This window comes from Paenibacillus hebaui, from assembly GCF_051934385.1.
GTDB lineage: Bacteria > Bacillota > Bacilli > Paenibacillales > Paenibacillaceae > Paenibacillus.
Genome location: NZ_CP196836.1, coordinates 3,280,541 through 3,296,111 on the forward strand (window position 1 = coordinate 3,280,541; position 15,571 = coordinate 3,296,111).

Genomic DNA, 15,571 nt, shown 5'->3' on the forward strand with positions numbered 1-15,571 from the left:
CTGATGGGCGACTTTTTTGCTGTAACGATGTTAAATCGGGGTGGTAGCTGTTAATTCAACACTCCATATCCGATGACTTTGACAGTGACTTGAGGATGAAAACGAACCTGGGCATATTCGTCGTCCCAATTCAAATCCTTCCACAACTTAGGATAGTGGGCGATTAACTCTCTGCCAATCCCAAATGAATCACACCCGGTTTGCTGAAGTTTCTGGATGATTTGTTCGGCATCCTGGGTCATATCTTCGGAAAGTTGCGTGTTCAAACGATTAATGGTTTCCTTCTCCTGAAGATGATTATTGGGATATTCAACAATAGTAACGGGCAGTTCGATGTTTAGAACCACATCAATTTGGCGGTCTCTTCCAACTTTTACGGCAAGCTTTCGTTTGATTTTCTGGGTATTGGCTTCATACGTTACATAATTTCGCGGGTCATAGGAAGGTCCCGAATTCACCTTTTTAACGAAGCGTGCTGTTTTACTCCATTTTCCACTTAGGATAACGTACAGAGGCGCCTGTTCTGTATCCAGACTTCCTGTGAAGTTTTGCCCGTGAAATAACGCGATTCCCCGTGCAGCAATTTCTTCTCCATCTTTAACGAGATAGGGAAGAGTAAAATCCTGACCCGGATCAAGCATGGGGGGGAGCAGGGTCTCCAGCGTCATTTCGGGAAATATACATAGTTCTTCCAAACTTTTTATTTTTTTAGTGATAAACTCACCAATCAAAATGCTACCGACCTTTTTTTGCTGTAACACCTCTCCGGCTGCTCCATCTACGATGGCTACTTTTACATGCGATGTCGGATAATCCGGTTCTCGATACAAAACATCAAGATAAGGATATATATCGTTTCGTGCAAGTTTATTCCCATATAAAATCATGCCGTATTTGAAGAAGCGAATATCTCCTGTTACTTTATCTCGAATTTTATCTGTGCTCTGACGGACCGACCTCCCGGTGCCTGTATGCACTTCATTAACGCTGCTTCCTTGTGAACTCTCCATATCATCGACAATTTCAAGCGTTTGCTGGATCTCACCATCTGGCGTTAAATCAAACGCTGAAGCATTAGCCAGTCGTGCATCCTTTAAGCTGTCCTGGTCCCAGCAGCCTGTCATTAATATGAGAGTCAGCACGCCAAGTGCTATTCTTCGTTTTCTCATATGACCTTTTCCTTTCGTTTCAGAATATATGACAGGAGCAGCAGCGATAAAGGCAGGACAATGAGAAAAAAATAAGCCGAATTGTTGGCGATGGTACTAATCATCTCAATATTGGCCTTTTCCTGCGGCAAATAAGCAATAATACATGAAGTAAGGACAACGTAAGGCACAGCCTTTTTATGGTTTTTTTGTTTGAAGAGATAGCTTAAACCATTGGCAGCAGCATAATTATAGCCACAAATTGCACCAAAAATTGAAATGACCCAGATGGGGAGAAACAAGAAATCAACCCGATCCATCGTGCCGAGCGGAATGGATCTGAGAAGATAAATAACGGGCTCTGGCATCATATCAAGCTGCTGGGGACTGAATGCGGATGAGCAGATAAACATGGTAAATGCATACAATAGAACGACGATTCCGCTTGCTGCAGTAATGGACTTGAGTTTGCCAACACTTTTGCCCTCGACCATGGGAAACACAACAAGAAAAAATTCAAACCCAAACATAGCCATCAATGTTTCCGTTGATCCGCTAATAATATTGGGCCATCCCGCTTCGTCCAAAGGCAACAAATATAGCAGGTTGACTTCCTTAAGTCCGTAACTGATTAATACCATTATGGGTACAATTAAAAACGAGATGAGCACAAGCACCCGAGCAATAATTCGTAAGTTTTCGCGAACCAGATAAATATTGCTGAAGAGGAACAGAGTAAGTATCGCCCAGCGCGGAGTATCTTGTAGCATCCAGCGATTAATGACACTGTAGGCGTTCACCAGTACAGAAGTACCCATCAACAGGTAATATGCGATATAAGCAATAACTAATACTTTTCCAATCCAACTGCCAGTGACGAGCGTTGTAATTTGATAAATCGTAGAGCTGGGAAAACGTCGCATCAGAAGCCAGCACAACAGAATAATGAGTTGAATCATAATTCCCCCCAGGAAAACAGAGATCCATCCCCCTCCTTTGGCGATGAGGTGTATCCGATGAGGTAACGATAGAATATCTACACCAATCTCAAATTTCAAAATTAGAAGAAACAATTGTCCCTGTGTGATTGTACTTTCTTTATTCACGTCGTTTCCAACTCCTAGAGTCATTCTCCTGTTTTAACTTTTGAGGGCGGGAATCATGGGGGCGTCCGCGGAGAGCCCATATGGGAAAGCGAATAAATACATCTTTCATATCCGCTAACCGAAAAGGAGCCACTGGAGCAAAATAGGGAGTCCCGAAGGATTCCAGCTTGCAGAGATGGATCGTGAGAATAACCAGCCCGTAAACAATGCCAATATATCCAAAAAGTGCAGCTCCGATCATCATCGGAAAGCGGAGAATACGCACCGCTGAACTCATTTCGTGAGAAGGTACCAAGAATGAAGAAATGGCGGTTAGTGATACAACGATAATCATCGTATAGGATACAAGCCCTGCACGAACAATCGCATCTCCAATAACCAAACCGCCAACAATACCGATCGTTTGGCCTACACGGCTGGGCAGCCGTACCCCTGCTTCTCTTAATACCTCAAAGATTAGTTCAAGCAGCATGGCCTCAATAAGAGCGGGGAACGGGATGTTTTGTAATGATTTTTTGATCGTATGTGCAAGCTCCAGCGGCAAAATGGCCGAGTGAAAAGAGATGGTTGCAATATAAATAGCAGGTAACGTAAAAGCAATGATGAAGCTCATCATGCGAATCAACCTTAGAAAAGAGCTTACCATCCAGCGACCGTGATAATCGTCCGGACTTTGGTAAAATGCAAAAAAAGTAACCGGAGCGATAAGAACGGCAGGACTGCCTTCAGCGAGAATGGCCACTCTTCCTTCCATCAGGTTGGCAATAACCCGGTCAGGTCTCTCTGTGCTTAGTTGCTGGGGAAAAAGGGAAAACGGGCTGTCTTCCACAAATTCTTGAATAAAACCGGGAGTCAATACCATATCCGAAGAAATGGAAAGGATCCGATCTTTCACCTGTTCCACCAGCTCGGGATTGGCCAAATCCTGAATATACACGACAGCAACTTTGGTGCGGGATGTCTCGCCGACATAATAGTAGCGCACGATCAAAGATGGACTATTCATTTGTCTGCGAATTAGATTCAAATTGACAGAAAGCTGCTCAATAAAACCGTTGTGAGGGCCTCGAATAACCCCTTCGTTGTCAGGCTCGTTTGTCGCGCGGGCATATATTTTTTCTGTGAAGAGCACGTAAAATTCACAGACTCCATCCTGGATATAAAGACATCTCCCTTGAAGTAGATAGTCTATGGCTGATTGCAGATCGGTTTCCTTCTGACTGCCCAAGGTAAACATGTGATGGGTATCCGCATCTGTTTTCTCCGAGAGCGCTGTCTGAATATGCATCTGAATCATCTCGTGATCTACGAGTGAATCAATGTAGAGCAGTACGCTGTCTGTTCCATTCGTGCAGAAGGACTGTTTTTTTAGATCATCCGTGTGAAAGAGGGACTGCTCCACATAGGAGATGTTCTTTTGCAATTCAAAGAAAGCTGTATTGTCTAGGGTCATGAGCCACCTCTTGTAGAAATAAGTTATACATAATGTGTTCTATATCAGGATGATTTATCCAAAGGTTATGAAAAATGCAGCAACTATGCATTGATTCTTCATTTGTTTTTACTGTGAAAGAGAAATATAATGGTTGTTGCACAAAATGTAAGACACCTTTATTTTGAATTGGAGGCATTTCCATGAATCAGCGTTTCCGCATAACACGATCAATGCAAGAAAATACGGAGCAATCTATCGATTTGGAAGAATGTAAACAATACTTTGCATCCAAACCCGATTTTAGGTATTCTCAGGTTCTTATCGTCAAAGGCCCCGAAAGCACCATGTCCATTGAGGGGGATTTCTTCATGTGGAAGCATGGAGACGAGGAAATTCCGTTCCGGCTATACATGGGAGATGTATATGTAGCGATTTCGAACGAAGCTATAGTTCCCAAAATGATTGAGATTGCTACTGATTTGCGAGCTGATGTGGTTGAAGGATAATGTAATTTATTAAGAAAATTCACTCCAAGTGCGATTACGCAATTTTCCCTGTGAAAAATGAGACTAAAGATTCATTTATATTACATATATTCCCTTGTACTATGTGTATATGTAATATAAATAATTTTACAGGAGAGTGAATTAAATGAAAAAGAGTAAAATTATCCTAATTGCTGTAATGAGCATAATTCTTGCCTTGTCGTCCATACCTGGCATGGGTCAGAGTTCGAAGGCTTCTGCAGCCACGGCACGCACGCCAGTTGTACTTGTACACGGATTGACGGGGTCGGATAGCAATTTTGCAGCTATTGAGAGGTATCTGCGTAGTCAGGGCTGGAGTAAGGATGAGCTGTTCGCCATTGATCTGCCGAGCAAACAAGGAAACCAGCAGTTGAACTCAGCAGCGATTAGCCGTTTTGTAGATGATGTGCTTCGTCAAACAGGGCATACAAAAGTCGATATTGTTGCTCACAGTATGGGCGGAGCCAATAGCTTATATTACATACTGAATCGTGGTGGCGCTTCCAAAGTAGACAAGCTGGTGACCCTTGGCGGGGCTAACCGACTGACTACAAGAACAGCCCCAAAAGGAATAAATGTTACTTCTATCTATTCTACTAGTGACACGATCGTATCACCTGCACTATCCCGATTGGACGGTGCGAACAATATTTCGGTTTCCCTGGTGTCCCATATCGGTCTGCTCTTTAATTCTCGGGTGAACGACTTGATCAAAACAGCGTTAAGCGAATAGTTCGGATAGGCTTTCATATAAACACGACTAACCCTATGTCGGATGACATAGGCATAGTCGCTTAAGAAGTCGCCATATGGCGGCTTTTTAAGTTTTGGGGTATGGAGAGGCTGAACAATGTGCTAAGGATCGAAACGATAGTGATAAAACAGAGCACCTGACCATTATCGATCAGATCTTTGCTTGATATGCGGAACATAAGTTCTTATAATTGGATTATAAAATCATATAGGAAGATTAAAGAATGACTGCCGTTCGGGAAGGAGCGATTTTGAATTGAAGAGTGCGATTATTGAATATTGTTTAAAGAAGAACGGAGCGACAAAAGAGTATCCCTTTGGACCGAATACATCGGTATTCAAAGTTGCGGATAAAATGTTTGCGCTAATTTTTGAGGATAACGGCAATCATGTTCGCTTAAACCTGAAATGTGACCCCGTGATTGCGGAAAACCTGAGAGAGCAACTTGAGGCTGTGCAACCAGGGTACCACATGAACAAAAAGCATTGGAATACCATTACGATGGATGGCTCTTTACCTGAGTCAGATATCTTTGATATGATCGACCACTCTTACGATATGGTTTACCGAAAACTTCCAAAGAGTCTCAGGGAATCTATCTCCACTCCATCGAAATCACGATAGAGAGTATCACAACGGTCATCAGAACATAGCAAAAGGAGCTCCTGGGCATGAAGTCTCTACCTTCTGAGCGTATCAAAATTCATCCAGGCTTTTGGGCCGGATTACATCTATTAGGTGTTAGTACTGGTGACATAGCTCGCACAGCTCAACTGCCTCTCACCGCAATTACTGAATTTGAAGTAACCCAATCCGAATATTTCGCGATTTGGCAGGCCTATTCCGATCTCACGGGTGACACGGCCGAAGGCGTTATTAAACTGGTGACTGCATTTGAAACAACGAAGTATCCGCCGACGGTCTTAGCGGCTTACCATGCTCGTGACTATCGCGATGCTATATACCGAATGGTACGGTACAAACAAATGTGCCCTCCCGAGAGCTTGCAGATTATCGAAGTGGGGGAGCAATGTACCATTGAACTGAAATGGTTACAGACAGATCAATCGGGTCCACCTATGCTGATTGGTATCACGCTGGCATTTCTGCTCGAACTTGGACGGAGGGGCACAGGCCAGCCTTTGACTGCAAAGTTGGTTGAATTCTCACAACCGATGGGTAACGTAGATAACCTTGAGGCGTACTTCGGCTGCCGAGTCGTGACTAATGCCAACTATAACCGGCTGACGCTGCACCGGAAAGATCTGGGTCTTCCTTTTCTCTCATATAACGAGGAGTTGTTAGAGATTCTGAACCCAGCTCTGGACCGATCGCTGGACGAACAGCAGAGCAGGCGTTCCGTTACCGATATGGTCAAATGGATCATGAAACGCAGCCTTACAGGAAAGCGCCCCGACATCCAGACGGTCGCCAAAGAGCTTCAAATAAGCGATCGTACTCTGCAGCGCCGACTGACAGAGGAGAACACAAACTTTAAGCAATTATTGACCGAAGCCAGACATGAGCAGGCTCGGAAGTACCTGGCAGACCCTTCGCTCGATATCAAAGAAGTGGCATTCCTGGTCGGATATGAGGATCAGAATTCGTTCTATCGTGCTTTCCGAATCTGGGAAGGAGATACACCTTCTAATTGGCGTGTCAGGCAATAATTCTGGCGCAAGCTGCTAGTTACCGGGCCGTTCAGACCGCGTAATATTATTCCTATCCGGAACGTTAAGCCGTTCGCAAGGTTTATGAATCAGTTGCCGGATAGTTGTAATGAAGAAGGGGACATGCGGGATGGATATGGGATTAAAAGAAAAAACAGCCTTAGTTACAGGATCAACAAAAGGAATCGGTAGAGCGATTGCTTTTGAACTCGCCCGAGAAGGTGTTCATGTTCTGATTAATGGACGAAATGATGAAGAGGTAGAACGAACAGTTCGTGAAATAAGGTCCAATTTTCCGGAGACCTTTCCGCAAAAGGCCACGGCTGATCTTGTGGATCTGGAGCAAAGACAAGCTTTATTCGAGAAATTCCCTGATGTTGATATTTTAATTAATAGCATGGGCATATATGAAATCATGAGTTATGAAGACGTGAATGATGAAGTATGGGAGACTTATTTCCGCACCAATGTTCTGGCTGCCAATAGCTTGTCCCAATTTTATTTACCTAAAATGGTGAAGAAAAATGACGGGCGCATTATTTTCATAGCGAGTGAAGAAGCGCTTATGCCATCAGGCCAGATGCCCCAGTATTGCATGACCAAATCAATGTTGCTGTCATTATCCAAAAGTTTGTCCAAACTGACAACAGGGGCCGAAGTTACGATCAATACGATCCTACCAGGGCCGACACTGTCCGAAAATGTACGTGAGATCATTGAGGGGATATACCTTGATGAAGCGCTGACTTTCGAGGAAAAAGAGAATGATTTTATGAAGCGTAATCTGCCACAATCCGAATTAGAGCGATTCATCAAGCCAAGTGAAATAGGCAGACTTGCAACTTTTGTATGCAGCCCGTATGCTTCAGCCTTTAGAGGCTCTCCCATCCGAATGGACGGGGGCATGATTCCAACCATATTCTAAAATGTATCTGGATTGAAGGTTTCTACAGCACACTGATATTTGGTTTTACCCCATGTTTCGTTCAATACGCACACCTAATAGCCCCCACGAATGGACGGGGCTATTAGGTGTGCAGATTTGAACGGTTCATTTCCCAATCAATAGTTATACGATCCTGCACGTTCTACAATTATATTCCAATCTTCTTCTTCAAAAAGGATGTTGTTTTCATCCTCGGTTTCGCCGATCCGCACCTCAAGGATGCCCATCCTGGTTTCAGCGAAAATAGAATAGACGCTCTCCGAGGTGATCGCGAACTGATTGCCGATAGTCACCTGGGTGACCTGTCCGTTGATAAGCAATTGACCGCTGCCTGCAAGTACAGTCCATGCTCTGCATCCTGTCCGGTGCCAGTGCAACCCGATATGTTTGCCCGGTAGAACCGTTGTGTTCAATGTGGTTACGGTTGTATTTTCATCTTCCACCGAGCTCTCTATGACACGATAACTGCCCCAGGTTGCTTCACCATACATCGGTTTTAGTGGCAAGCTGCCCAATTGCGCTTTAATTTCATTTGAATTATTTTTGTTGGCAATGAGAATGCCGTCTGGACTTGCGGCAGCGATAATACCTGGCACGCCAATGACTTGGATGGGGTAGGGAAGCTCGTTAATAATATAGGAATCGGAGGAAGATCCCGAGATTCCACCGTGCCCGAATACATGGGAATCTAACTGGGCGCACAGCGTATCCCAGCTTCCGATATCCTGCCATACTCCCTTATATGGCAGGACCACGGCCCGCTGCGCCTTTTCTGCAACATGCTTGTCAAAACTGCGTTCAGGCAATGCTTCATACAGGGATGAGAATTGATCATAATGAACCGGAAGCCCCATTTTTTCAATATGGGATATCATAAACGCGACGGAGAAGGCGTACACTCCGCAGTTCCACAGTGCCCCACGTTGCAGTAGAGTTTCAGCAATGGCGGCTTCGGGTTTTTCTATAAATTGTGTTACGGGCACATAGGCATTACGTTCTTCCCTACCCGGCAGGATGTATCCATACTGTTCTGAAGCATGTGTAGGCCTTGTCCCAATTAAAGCGATATCGGCTTGAGACTGTTTCAATATGTCCGGCAGTAATTGGAAGTTGCTGAAAAAATCTTCACCTGCGAATACATCAGCAGGCGCGATACAGATCACATCGTCATCTTTGGCCATTCGGAAGGATTGCAGATATAACGTCGCTAAGGCTGCCGCAGTAAAAGTGCCTCGTTTATAAGGTTCCCCGATGACTGGTATTTTGCCTTGAGTATGTCGAGCCGTAATGTTAGCCTGATCCTGATGTGAAATAATGAGCGTTGAGTCCGTTAGGCATGAACTGTCAAGCTGGCGGCATACTCTGCTGATCATGGATTCCCTACTCCCATCGGGTGATGGAAGGATATCTACGAACAGCTTGGAGCGAAGCTCATTGGATAACGGCCAGAGCCTTTTGCCAGAGCCGCCGCACAGCAGTACGATATGCATGGGCTTCCTCCTTAAGCTCAGGGAGCTTTACTATAGATTTTACGTTTATGAAAGGAAAGAGAACGGTATTTAAGAGCCAGATTACGGATTTGTTGCTCTTTTAACGAAGAAGCGTTCACATTCAGACTTTTATTCATGGAACTTCTAAGGACCATGCTGCCCGGGTACTTCGTATACATAAAATTGGCATACGTTTCATACTCGGAGAAACCAAACTGCTTCTTCTTATTGATATTGGAGATGATCGCTTTGTACCATGGCAGCTTATGAACCGCTTCAATTTTCTGTTTTAAGGCAGAGAGTTTCGATTTTTCGAACAGCATATAATGGGTGACAAAAGAGCGGGGACGCGGAGCTTTCATGCCTAACAACTTACGGTAGGTATTGAAATATTCCGGCTGGCTCCAATCACGGCAGTAAAATACCGTTTTGCCTTCTACAATAAATGAATGAGGTTTAATCAGTACGGTATCCGCATCCATGACTAGAAAGTACTTTGCCTTCACAATGGAATCTCCGTTCATTTTGAGCAACTGCTGATATAACCAGCCTGACCGATTCCAACGGGAGGACTGGTAGTGTATCTCGTTTTTGGTTATAGGCAGGACGGATCGCTCATTAACAAAAGTGCAGTTTTTACGGGAACAAAGTTTTCTGATTTTGTTGCTGACCGGAGAAACAATATATATGCTTCCGATGGGATGCTTTACATAACGGCGAATGTTATCGATGACGAGAGGAAGGGTAGCCAAATCTTTCTCAATCGCTGGTATAAGAACATCGATCATAGGCGCATGATTCAACTGAATTCCACGCTGAACGGACATCTTCTCAACTCCTTGCACAAATCGTTATGACTTCTTTCATGGTATGTGTGCAAAAGTGTTTTGGTCAGGGCATGTGCAAGTATACATTTTTTACGAATAGGGGCTTTTGTTGAGGGTTCCTTTATCGGTATTTCATATAATGCATGCAGGATCTTGATCAAACAGCAGGCTTTGATGCGGTTGCTGAAGGGAGAGTTTATGATATGGGAGTTGATAAATTGCAGCCGTTAAGAAGCAAGTGGGTAAAAACAAAATTGATCATCAATAATGAATCTATTAAACCGTTTATCCCCGACACACAGAAATATAACAAAACGAATCTGAAATCCATGATCAGCAAATATGGAATGGTCTATGTCAAACCCGAGAGAGGTACTTTCGGGATGGGTGTCATTAAGGCCGAGATGGACAGTCATCAACATTTTGTCTTTCAGATAGAGCAAAAACGCCTGACGTTTGACAGCTTTGAATCCTTCTATACCAGTCTGACACGTTTGGTGCATAAAAGAAGCTATCTAATTCAGAGAGGAATCCATCTTCTTAAGCACAATAACAGGCGTTTTGACATCCGAGTCATGATACAGCTAAGCCCGACCAAGCAGTGGGAAGCTACCGGAATCATCGGCCGACTGGGTCATCCAAAGAAAATCGTAACCAATTATCATAGTGGTGGTACACCGATGGATGTTCACAAGCTGCTACAATCGCATGTATCCACAAAACGCAGGAATGAACTGGTTCAGGAGATGAATGAGCTTAGTCTGCGCATAGCTCGTCATATGAAGAAAAAGTACCCGTATCTAAAGCAAATCGGTGTGGATATTGGCCTTGACCACAGTCTGAAACCCTGGATTATTGAGGTAAATGTCAAACCTGACCCATTTATTTTCAATCAATTAAAGGACAAGACGATGTATCGCAAAGTAATACGATATTACCGCCATGCTGCGCCAAAATAACAGACCAGATTTTTCATGTGAAATCCGCTGGAGAAGGTTACAAGCTCAAGAGTCGCCAAGGTGGCGACTTTTTTTGTTGAACTGCGTTTTAGGGTCTGAATCATGCATTTCATCCCAATTTCACCCCGAAACCTGTGATAAAATAGTATATTCGAGAGTGAAATTCAGAGTTGATGTCGATGAAAGGCGGATTTAATATGTATAATGTTGCCATCTGTGATGACGAGGAGCAGCAGAGAGAGCATGTGAGAACGATGCTGATAACCTTATCTCTAAAGACCCATATTGATTTTCATATCACATTATTCGCATCTGGTGAACAACTGCTCTCGCATTACAGAGACGTTGGGGATACATTCCATATTCTCATCATGGATGTGGAGATGGGCGGTATCAACGGGATTCAAACCGCCAAAGAGATCAGGAACATGAAGTTTTTGGACGTACAGATTATGTTCCTGACCAGTTACCCGGAGTATATGGTGGAGAGCTTCGATGTGATGACATTTCAATATCTGATCAAACCAATCCAGCCGCAGATCTTTGAGGAGAAGATGATTAAGCTGTGCCAATATTTCCAAGCGATGGACAAAAAGTATGTACTGATCAAGTCAGACTATGATGAACTGCTGCTGAAATATGATGATATCCTCTGGATTGAGGTCGTCAAAAGTTTAACAATCAAGAACAAGTTGAATTTTGTGACACAGGAAAATGTGCATGAGACCAAAGGCATTCTATCCAGCTATGCTACTGCCTTGAAAGACCATGGTTTCTTGCAGATTCATCGCTCGATTATTATCAACCTGATGCATGTTCAGAAGTTTGCCGGCACCCAGGTCGTCATGTTGAATGGAACGGAACTACCCATAGGCCGGTCCAAGGTCAAGGAAGTCAAAGATGCCTATACCAAATATATGATCATGAGGATTCAATGATATGGATACATATATGATACTTTCCGTCATCTTTGTGACCTTACTTATGGCATTTCAGGCGAATTTTTATTTTGATTCTGTGCTGGGTAAGTCCAAGCGGAAGCCACAGAGAGCGGTCTATTTCATGGTATTTGTTGGGCTGGGTTATTTTTATTTGGCAACGTCCTTCTCCGACCTCGTTTCGACTGCTGTTGCTCTGCTATTAATCTTCAGTCTGGCACAATCCTATGAAGTGGAGTTCAAAATCAAGCTTGTTTTTACTATCCTGTATGGGGTGCTGATTACGACCTCAAATCTCATTGCTGTATATATTCTCGGAGTTTTGGAATCCGCGGATTACAGTTCAATGGATCAGTTCAACGGAGAAGACCACTGGATTCTCTCCAAGGTAATGCTGCTTGGTTGCAGCATCATGTTCATTGTCATTCAAATTGTCCGTTTAGTGGCCAAACGCAGAAGTTTTGCCGTGCATTATCGTTACTATTTGCTGTTTCTCGTCGTACCGACCATTACGATCTATCAGATCAATGTGGCCTCTATATATAGTGAAAAAAACATATTTTACGTCTTTTCTGTACTTGGATCTCTTTTTCTCAACGTGTTCATAGTCTATGTATTCGATAATATGGTCGAAAAGGTGCAACTCGCGCATGAAAATGCCCAGTTGCAGCGTCAGATGGATTACCAGGATGCCAACTATGAAAAGATCGTACACAGTTTCAAAAACATTAAAAGCATCATCCATGATATCAACCAGCAGTTTCTGTACATTGATGAATGTATCAAACGTAACGAACTGACGGCGGCAGGCGATCATATTAAATTCACATTGAATACGATCGAAGGTGCGTACCAGCGGGTGAATTCCGGCAATCTCGTGATCGATGCCCTTGTTACGAATACCCTTGCCATGGGGCAGGCAAACGGGATCAAAATCGACACCAAAATCCAGCTCCACTCGCAGCATGTCCAGATCGATCGATATGATCTGTGTGTTGTGCTCGGTAACATGCTCGATAACGCAATTGAAGCCTCCAAAAAGGTCAGACAGGCGGAGGATCGATATATCCTGATTGCCATTCACTCCACACCATCTGCACTCGTCATCCAGATTATGAATCATGTAGAGCAACCGATAGTTGACTTGAAAAGTGAGAAGTCCAATCCGGAGTATCACGGGATCGGTCTGACCAATATATTGAGAATGAGCGAGAAATATGGTGGACATATGAGTATTGAGCATCAACATCGCACATTTAATAATATGGTCGTGCTTCCGTTTCACACAAACAATCCCTGAACCTGCCGTTCGGGGATTGTTTTTTTCCATTCAGGGTCCGCTCGCGTTCGATCTGTCTCTTCCCGGATATGATGAATTCATTCATAAGAACGTTTGAGGGAGGATATTGAGATGAAGAAATTGATCAGTCTTTTATGTACAGCGGTGCTTGTAATTACGCCGCTGACAGATGTCAGCGCAGAGGCGAATAACAGTGCAACGATCGAGGTTCAGGCGAAGCAGATCGCCACGGAGATGGTGCAAAACTACGGTGTTACCAGTCTGCAATATGCCATTATGGATGAAGGGAAGTTCATTTTATCAGATAGTGTCGGACTGCACGATAAGGCATCACAGAAGCCAGTAGACAAGGATAGCATGTATGGCATAGGCTCGGTTAGCAAAATGGTTGTTACGGCAGCCGCCATGAGGCTGGTCGATTCCGGTAAAGTAGATCTGGATGAGCCGCTTACTTCGTATATTAAAGACTTTAAGATGGCGGATGCGCGCTATACTCAAATCACACCGCGTATGCTGATGAATCATTCATCCGGTCTTTACGGTACCCATTATGGGAACAGCATGTTGTTTGACGATAATGATACCCGCAATCATGATGAGCTATTGCTCAAGCTTCAGTCCGAAAAACTGAAAGCCAAGCCGGGAGCCTATTCCGTCTACTGCAATGATGGTTTCCAGCTGCTGGAGATCCTGGTGGAACGGGTGAGTGGATTAAGCTACAGCGAATATATCGCCAAGTTCATCAGTGAGCCGTTGAAGTTGGAATCAACGAAAACACCGCTGGATTCCTTTGACAGAGAACAGTTATCCGAAACCTATTGGCCTACACTTGAGATGAAGATGCCTACCGAAAATGCAAACATTATCGGTACAGGCGGAGTGTACTCCACCGCAGAGGAATTGAGTCAATTCGGAGAGGTTTTAATGGGGAACAGACCGGATATTCTGTCCGAATCTTCAGTGATGGCCATGCAAAACCCTGAGTATCGGAAGGGCATATGGGTATCTGATGAACAAAATACGATCAATTATGGCTTGGGGTGGGACGCGGTTAAGCTTGCACCTTTCAGTGATTATGGCATTACCGCGCTTGCCAAGGGCGGAGATACCATGTTGTACCATGCCGTGTTAATCACCATACCCGAACATGATATTTCAATGGCGGTGCTATCATCTGGCGGATCTTCCGTCTACAATCAGATGTTTGCCAGTAAAGTACTGCTGGAAGTTCTGGAGGATCAAGGTATCATTGACGAGGTTAAACCCGATCAAACATTCTCGTCACCCGTCAAAGTGAAGATGCCAACAGAATTAAGCGCATACTCAGGTCTTTATGGTACGGTAGGAGCGACATTGGACATTAAGATCAAGGATGGCGAGGTCAAACTGCCAGCTTTGTTAGGGGGACTTATCCCGGAGCAGAACTATGTGTACACAGGTGATGGACATTTTACAAGTTCCGATGGAAGCGCGAAGATCAGTTTCGAGAAAGAACAGAATGACAAGGTGTATGTTAAAGTTCAGGGCATGATTACGTTACCCGGTGTAGGTCAAACGGTGATGAACACGTATGATTATCAAAAGTTGGAGCATAACGCGCTGGACACAGCAACGAAAAAGAAATGGACAGCTCGCAACGACTCGAAATATTACGCACTAGATGAAAAAATAACGTCGATCTTTTATCTGCTCCCATCGATGCTGATCAAAAATCTGTCCGTTGATGCCGAAAATGGTTACGCCAATGGCACGCAAATCACGGATGCGAACAACGCAGAGAATGTTGCCCAAATTCCGGTGATGAACGGAAGAGACGCATTTGACCTGCAATTCTACACGAAGAATGGCGCTGAGGTTTTGATCCAGGATGGACAGGAATACATTGCAGAGGATGCTATTACTCCCATCTTTGGCGGAAAAAGAGGAATGACGACCATTCCGGCTAACGGTCAGGCCCGGTGGTATGCGATCGACGCCCGTTCGGCGAACAAATCGATAACGGTGGATTCTCCAGAGAGCGGAGGTTATGCGGTGTATAACGACAAAGGCGAAGTGGTTCACTTCTCCGTTGCAACCAACCAGCAATCAACGCAGCTCCCGAAAAGAGGTTTTATCGTTTTTGGTGGTGACGCTGGTGATGTCTTCCAGGTTCATTTAAAGTAGGCTGAGACTTTATTCTATTCACGCCCGCATTTTGTCACAGAAGGAATGCAGTTATTCAAGAAGTCGCCTCATGGCGGCTTTTTTGACATTTCCTTTGAATAATTTAACAATCGCGTAACTATTTGATCTGACTGCACGTTATGTTTATGTAGTTCAGCATTTTGCATAATTTGATTCATCTCGCTCCCGGGTACAAGATCTAGACGAATAGAAACATTTCGATCTATATCTTGCTGATTGAAAGACGCTCTTTGGATTTATGCAAAATGCTCAGTTATATCTTAGGACTATTTTCTTGACAGGAGGAG

Annotated in this window: 14 protein-coding genes; 9 read left to right on the forward strand and 5 right to left on the reverse strand. The window is 44.1% G+C overall.

The window, feature by feature from the left end; genetic code table 11:
• Positions 1–50: 50 nt before the first annotated feature.
• Genes ACR32F_RS14510 through ACR32F_RS14520 form a run of 3 tightly spaced genes read right to left on the reverse strand, consistent with a single transcriptional unit; the run spans position 51 to position 3,707 of the window.
• Positions 51–1,169, reverse strand: a complete 1,119-nt coding sequence (locus ACR32F_RS14510) for a Ger(x)C family spore germination protein (RefSeq protein ID WP_440119375.1) — start codon at positions 1,167–1,169, stop codon at positions 51–53.
• Positions 1,166–2,254, reverse strand: coding sequence for a GerAB/ArcD/ProY family transporter (locus tag ACR32F_RS14515; RefSeq protein ID WP_440119377.1), 1,089 nt, complete (start codon positions 2,252–2,254; stop codon positions 1,166–1,168). Before ACR32F_RS14515 ends, ACR32F_RS14510 begins: the two co-directional genes overlap by 4 nt.
• Entirely contained in the window at positions 2,247–3,707 is a 1,461-nt protein-coding gene (locus tag ACR32F_RS14520; protein ID WP_440119378.1) for a spore germination protein, read from the reverse strand. The genes ACR32F_RS14515 and ACR32F_RS14520 overlap by 8 nt, the downstream gene beginning before the upstream one ends.
• 182 nt (positions 3,708–3,889) lie before the next feature.
• Here ACR32F_RS14520 and ACR32F_RS14525 point away from each other — a divergent pair, with 182 nt between their 5' ends.
• The 5 genes from ACR32F_RS14525 (at position 3,890) to ACR32F_RS14545 (ending at position 7,565) form a co-directional block, all read left to right on the forward strand.
• A complete protein-coding gene (locus ACR32F_RS14525) occupies positions 3,890–4,195 on the forward strand; it encodes a hypothetical protein (protein WP_440119379.1) in 306 nt (101 codons plus the stop codon).
• Positions 4,196–4,340: 145 nt separating this feature from the next.
• Entirely contained in the window at positions 4,341–4,949 is a 609-nt protein-coding gene (locus tag ACR32F_RS14530; RefSeq protein WP_440119380.1) for an esterase/lipase family protein, read from the forward strand.
• Positions 4,950–5,225: 276 nt separating this feature from the next.
• Positions 5,226–5,594, forward strand: a complete 369-nt coding sequence (locus ACR32F_RS14535) for an MmcQ/YjbR family DNA-binding protein (RefSeq protein ID WP_440119381.1) — start codon at positions 5,226–5,228, stop codon at positions 5,592–5,594.
• Positions 5,595–5,641: 47 nt separating this feature from the next.
• The gene (locus ACR32F_RS14540) at positions 5,642–6,640 is read left to right on the forward strand and encodes a helix-turn-helix domain-containing protein (RefSeq protein ID WP_440119382.1); all 999 of its coding nucleotides are present in this window, start codon (positions 5,642–5,644) and stop codon (positions 6,638–6,640) included.
• Positions 6,641–6,770: 130 nt separating this feature from the next.
• Positions 6,771–7,565, forward strand: coding sequence for an SDR family NAD(P)-dependent oxidoreductase (locus ACR32F_RS14545; protein ID WP_440119383.1), 795 nt, complete (start codon positions 6,771–6,773; stop codon positions 7,563–7,565).
• A 137-nt stretch (positions 7,566–7,702) separates the two neighbouring features.
• On the opposite strand, the gene ACR32F_RS14550 is transcribed toward ACR32F_RS14545, so the two are convergent.
• Together ACR32F_RS14550 and ACR32F_RS14555 are read right to left on the reverse strand one after the other, a co-directional pair.
• On the reverse strand, positions 7,703–9,076 hold the full coding sequence (locus ACR32F_RS14550; RefSeq protein WP_440119384.1) for a sugar phosphate nucleotidyltransferase: 1,374 nt from the start codon (positions 9,074–9,076) through the stop codon (positions 7,703–7,705).
• 17 nt (positions 9,077–9,093) lie between these two features.
• Entirely contained in the window at positions 9,094–9,903 is an 810-nt protein-coding gene (locus ACR32F_RS14555; RefSeq protein ID WP_440119385.1) for a DUF6492 family protein, read from the reverse strand.
• 203 nt (positions 9,904–10,106) lie between these two features.
• Between ACR32F_RS14555 and ACR32F_RS14560 the strand changes: the two genes are divergently transcribed.
• From ACR32F_RS14560 to ACR32F_RS14575, 4 genes are all read left to right on the forward strand, one after another.
• A complete protein-coding gene (locus ACR32F_RS14560) occupies positions 10,107–10,862 on the forward strand; it encodes a YheC/YheD family protein (protein ID WP_440119386.1) in 756 nt (251 codons plus the stop codon).
• A gap of 197 nt (positions 10,863–11,059) precedes the next feature.
• Positions 11,060–11,800: a LytR/AlgR family response regulator transcription factor gene (locus ACR32F_RS14565; RefSeq protein WP_440119387.1), complete on the forward strand. Its 741-nt coding sequence runs from the start codon at positions 11,060–11,062 to the stop codon at positions 11,798–11,800.
• A 1-nt stretch (position 11,801) separates the two neighbouring features.
• A complete protein-coding gene (locus ACR32F_RS14570; RefSeq protein ID WP_440119388.1) occupies positions 11,802–13,100 on the forward strand; it encodes an ATP-binding protein in 1,299 nt (432 codons plus the stop codon).
• Positions 13,101–13,211: 111 nt separating this feature from the next.
• Positions 13,212–15,263, forward strand: a complete 2,052-nt coding sequence (locus ACR32F_RS14575; RefSeq protein ID WP_440119389.1) for a serine hydrolase domain-containing protein — start codon at positions 13,212–13,214, stop codon at positions 15,261–15,263.
• Positions 15,264–15,571: the final 308 nt, after the last annotated feature.

Bases quoted from the DNA above. Each gene is read 5' to 3' on its own strand.
- ACR32F_RS14530 (WP_440119380.1), top strand. From the start codon at position 4,341: ATGAAAAAGAGTAAAATTATCCTAATTGCTGTAATGAGCATAATTCTT.
- ACR32F_RS14555 (WP_440119385.1), bottom strand. From the start codon at position 9,903: ATGTCCGTTCAGCGTGGAATTCAGTTGAATCATGCGCCTATGATCGAT.
- ACR32F_RS14545 (WP_440119383.1), top strand. From the start codon at position 6,771: ATGGATATGGGATTAAAAGAAAAAACAGCCTTAGTTACAGGATCAACA.
- ACR32F_RS14525 (WP_440119379.1), top strand. From the start codon at position 3,890: ATGAATCAGCGTTTCCGCATAACACGATCAATGCAAGAAAATACGGAG.
- ACR32F_RS14540 (WP_440119382.1), top strand. From the start codon at position 5,642: ATGAAGTCTCTACCTTCTGAGCGTATCAAAATTCATCCAGGCTTTTGG.
- ACR32F_RS14565 (WP_440119387.1), top strand. From the start codon at position 11,060: ATGTATAATGTTGCCATCTGTGATGACGAGGAGCAGCAGAGAGAGCAT.
- ACR32F_RS14520 (WP_440119378.1), bottom strand. From the start codon at position 3,707: ATGACCCTAGACAATACAGCTTTCTTTGAATTGCAAAAGAACATCTCC.
- ACR32F_RS14510 (WP_440119375.1), bottom strand. From the start codon at position 1,169: ATGAGAAAACGAAGAATAGCACTTGGCGTGCTGACTCTCATATTAATG.
- ACR32F_RS14570 (WP_440119388.1), top strand. From the start codon at position 11,802: ATGGATACATATATGATACTTTCCGTCATCTTTGTGACCTTACTTATG.
- ACR32F_RS14560 (WP_440119386.1), top strand. From the start codon at position 10,107: ATGGGAGTTGATAAATTGCAGCCGTTAAGAAGCAAGTGGGTAAAAACA.
- ACR32F_RS14575 (WP_440119389.1), top strand. From the start codon at position 13,212: ATGAAGAAATTGATCAGTCTTTTATGTACAGCGGTGCTTGTAATTACG.
- ACR32F_RS14550 (WP_440119384.1), bottom strand. From the start codon at position 9,076: ATGCATATCGTACTGCTGTGCGGCGGCTCTGGCAAAAGGCTCTGGCCG.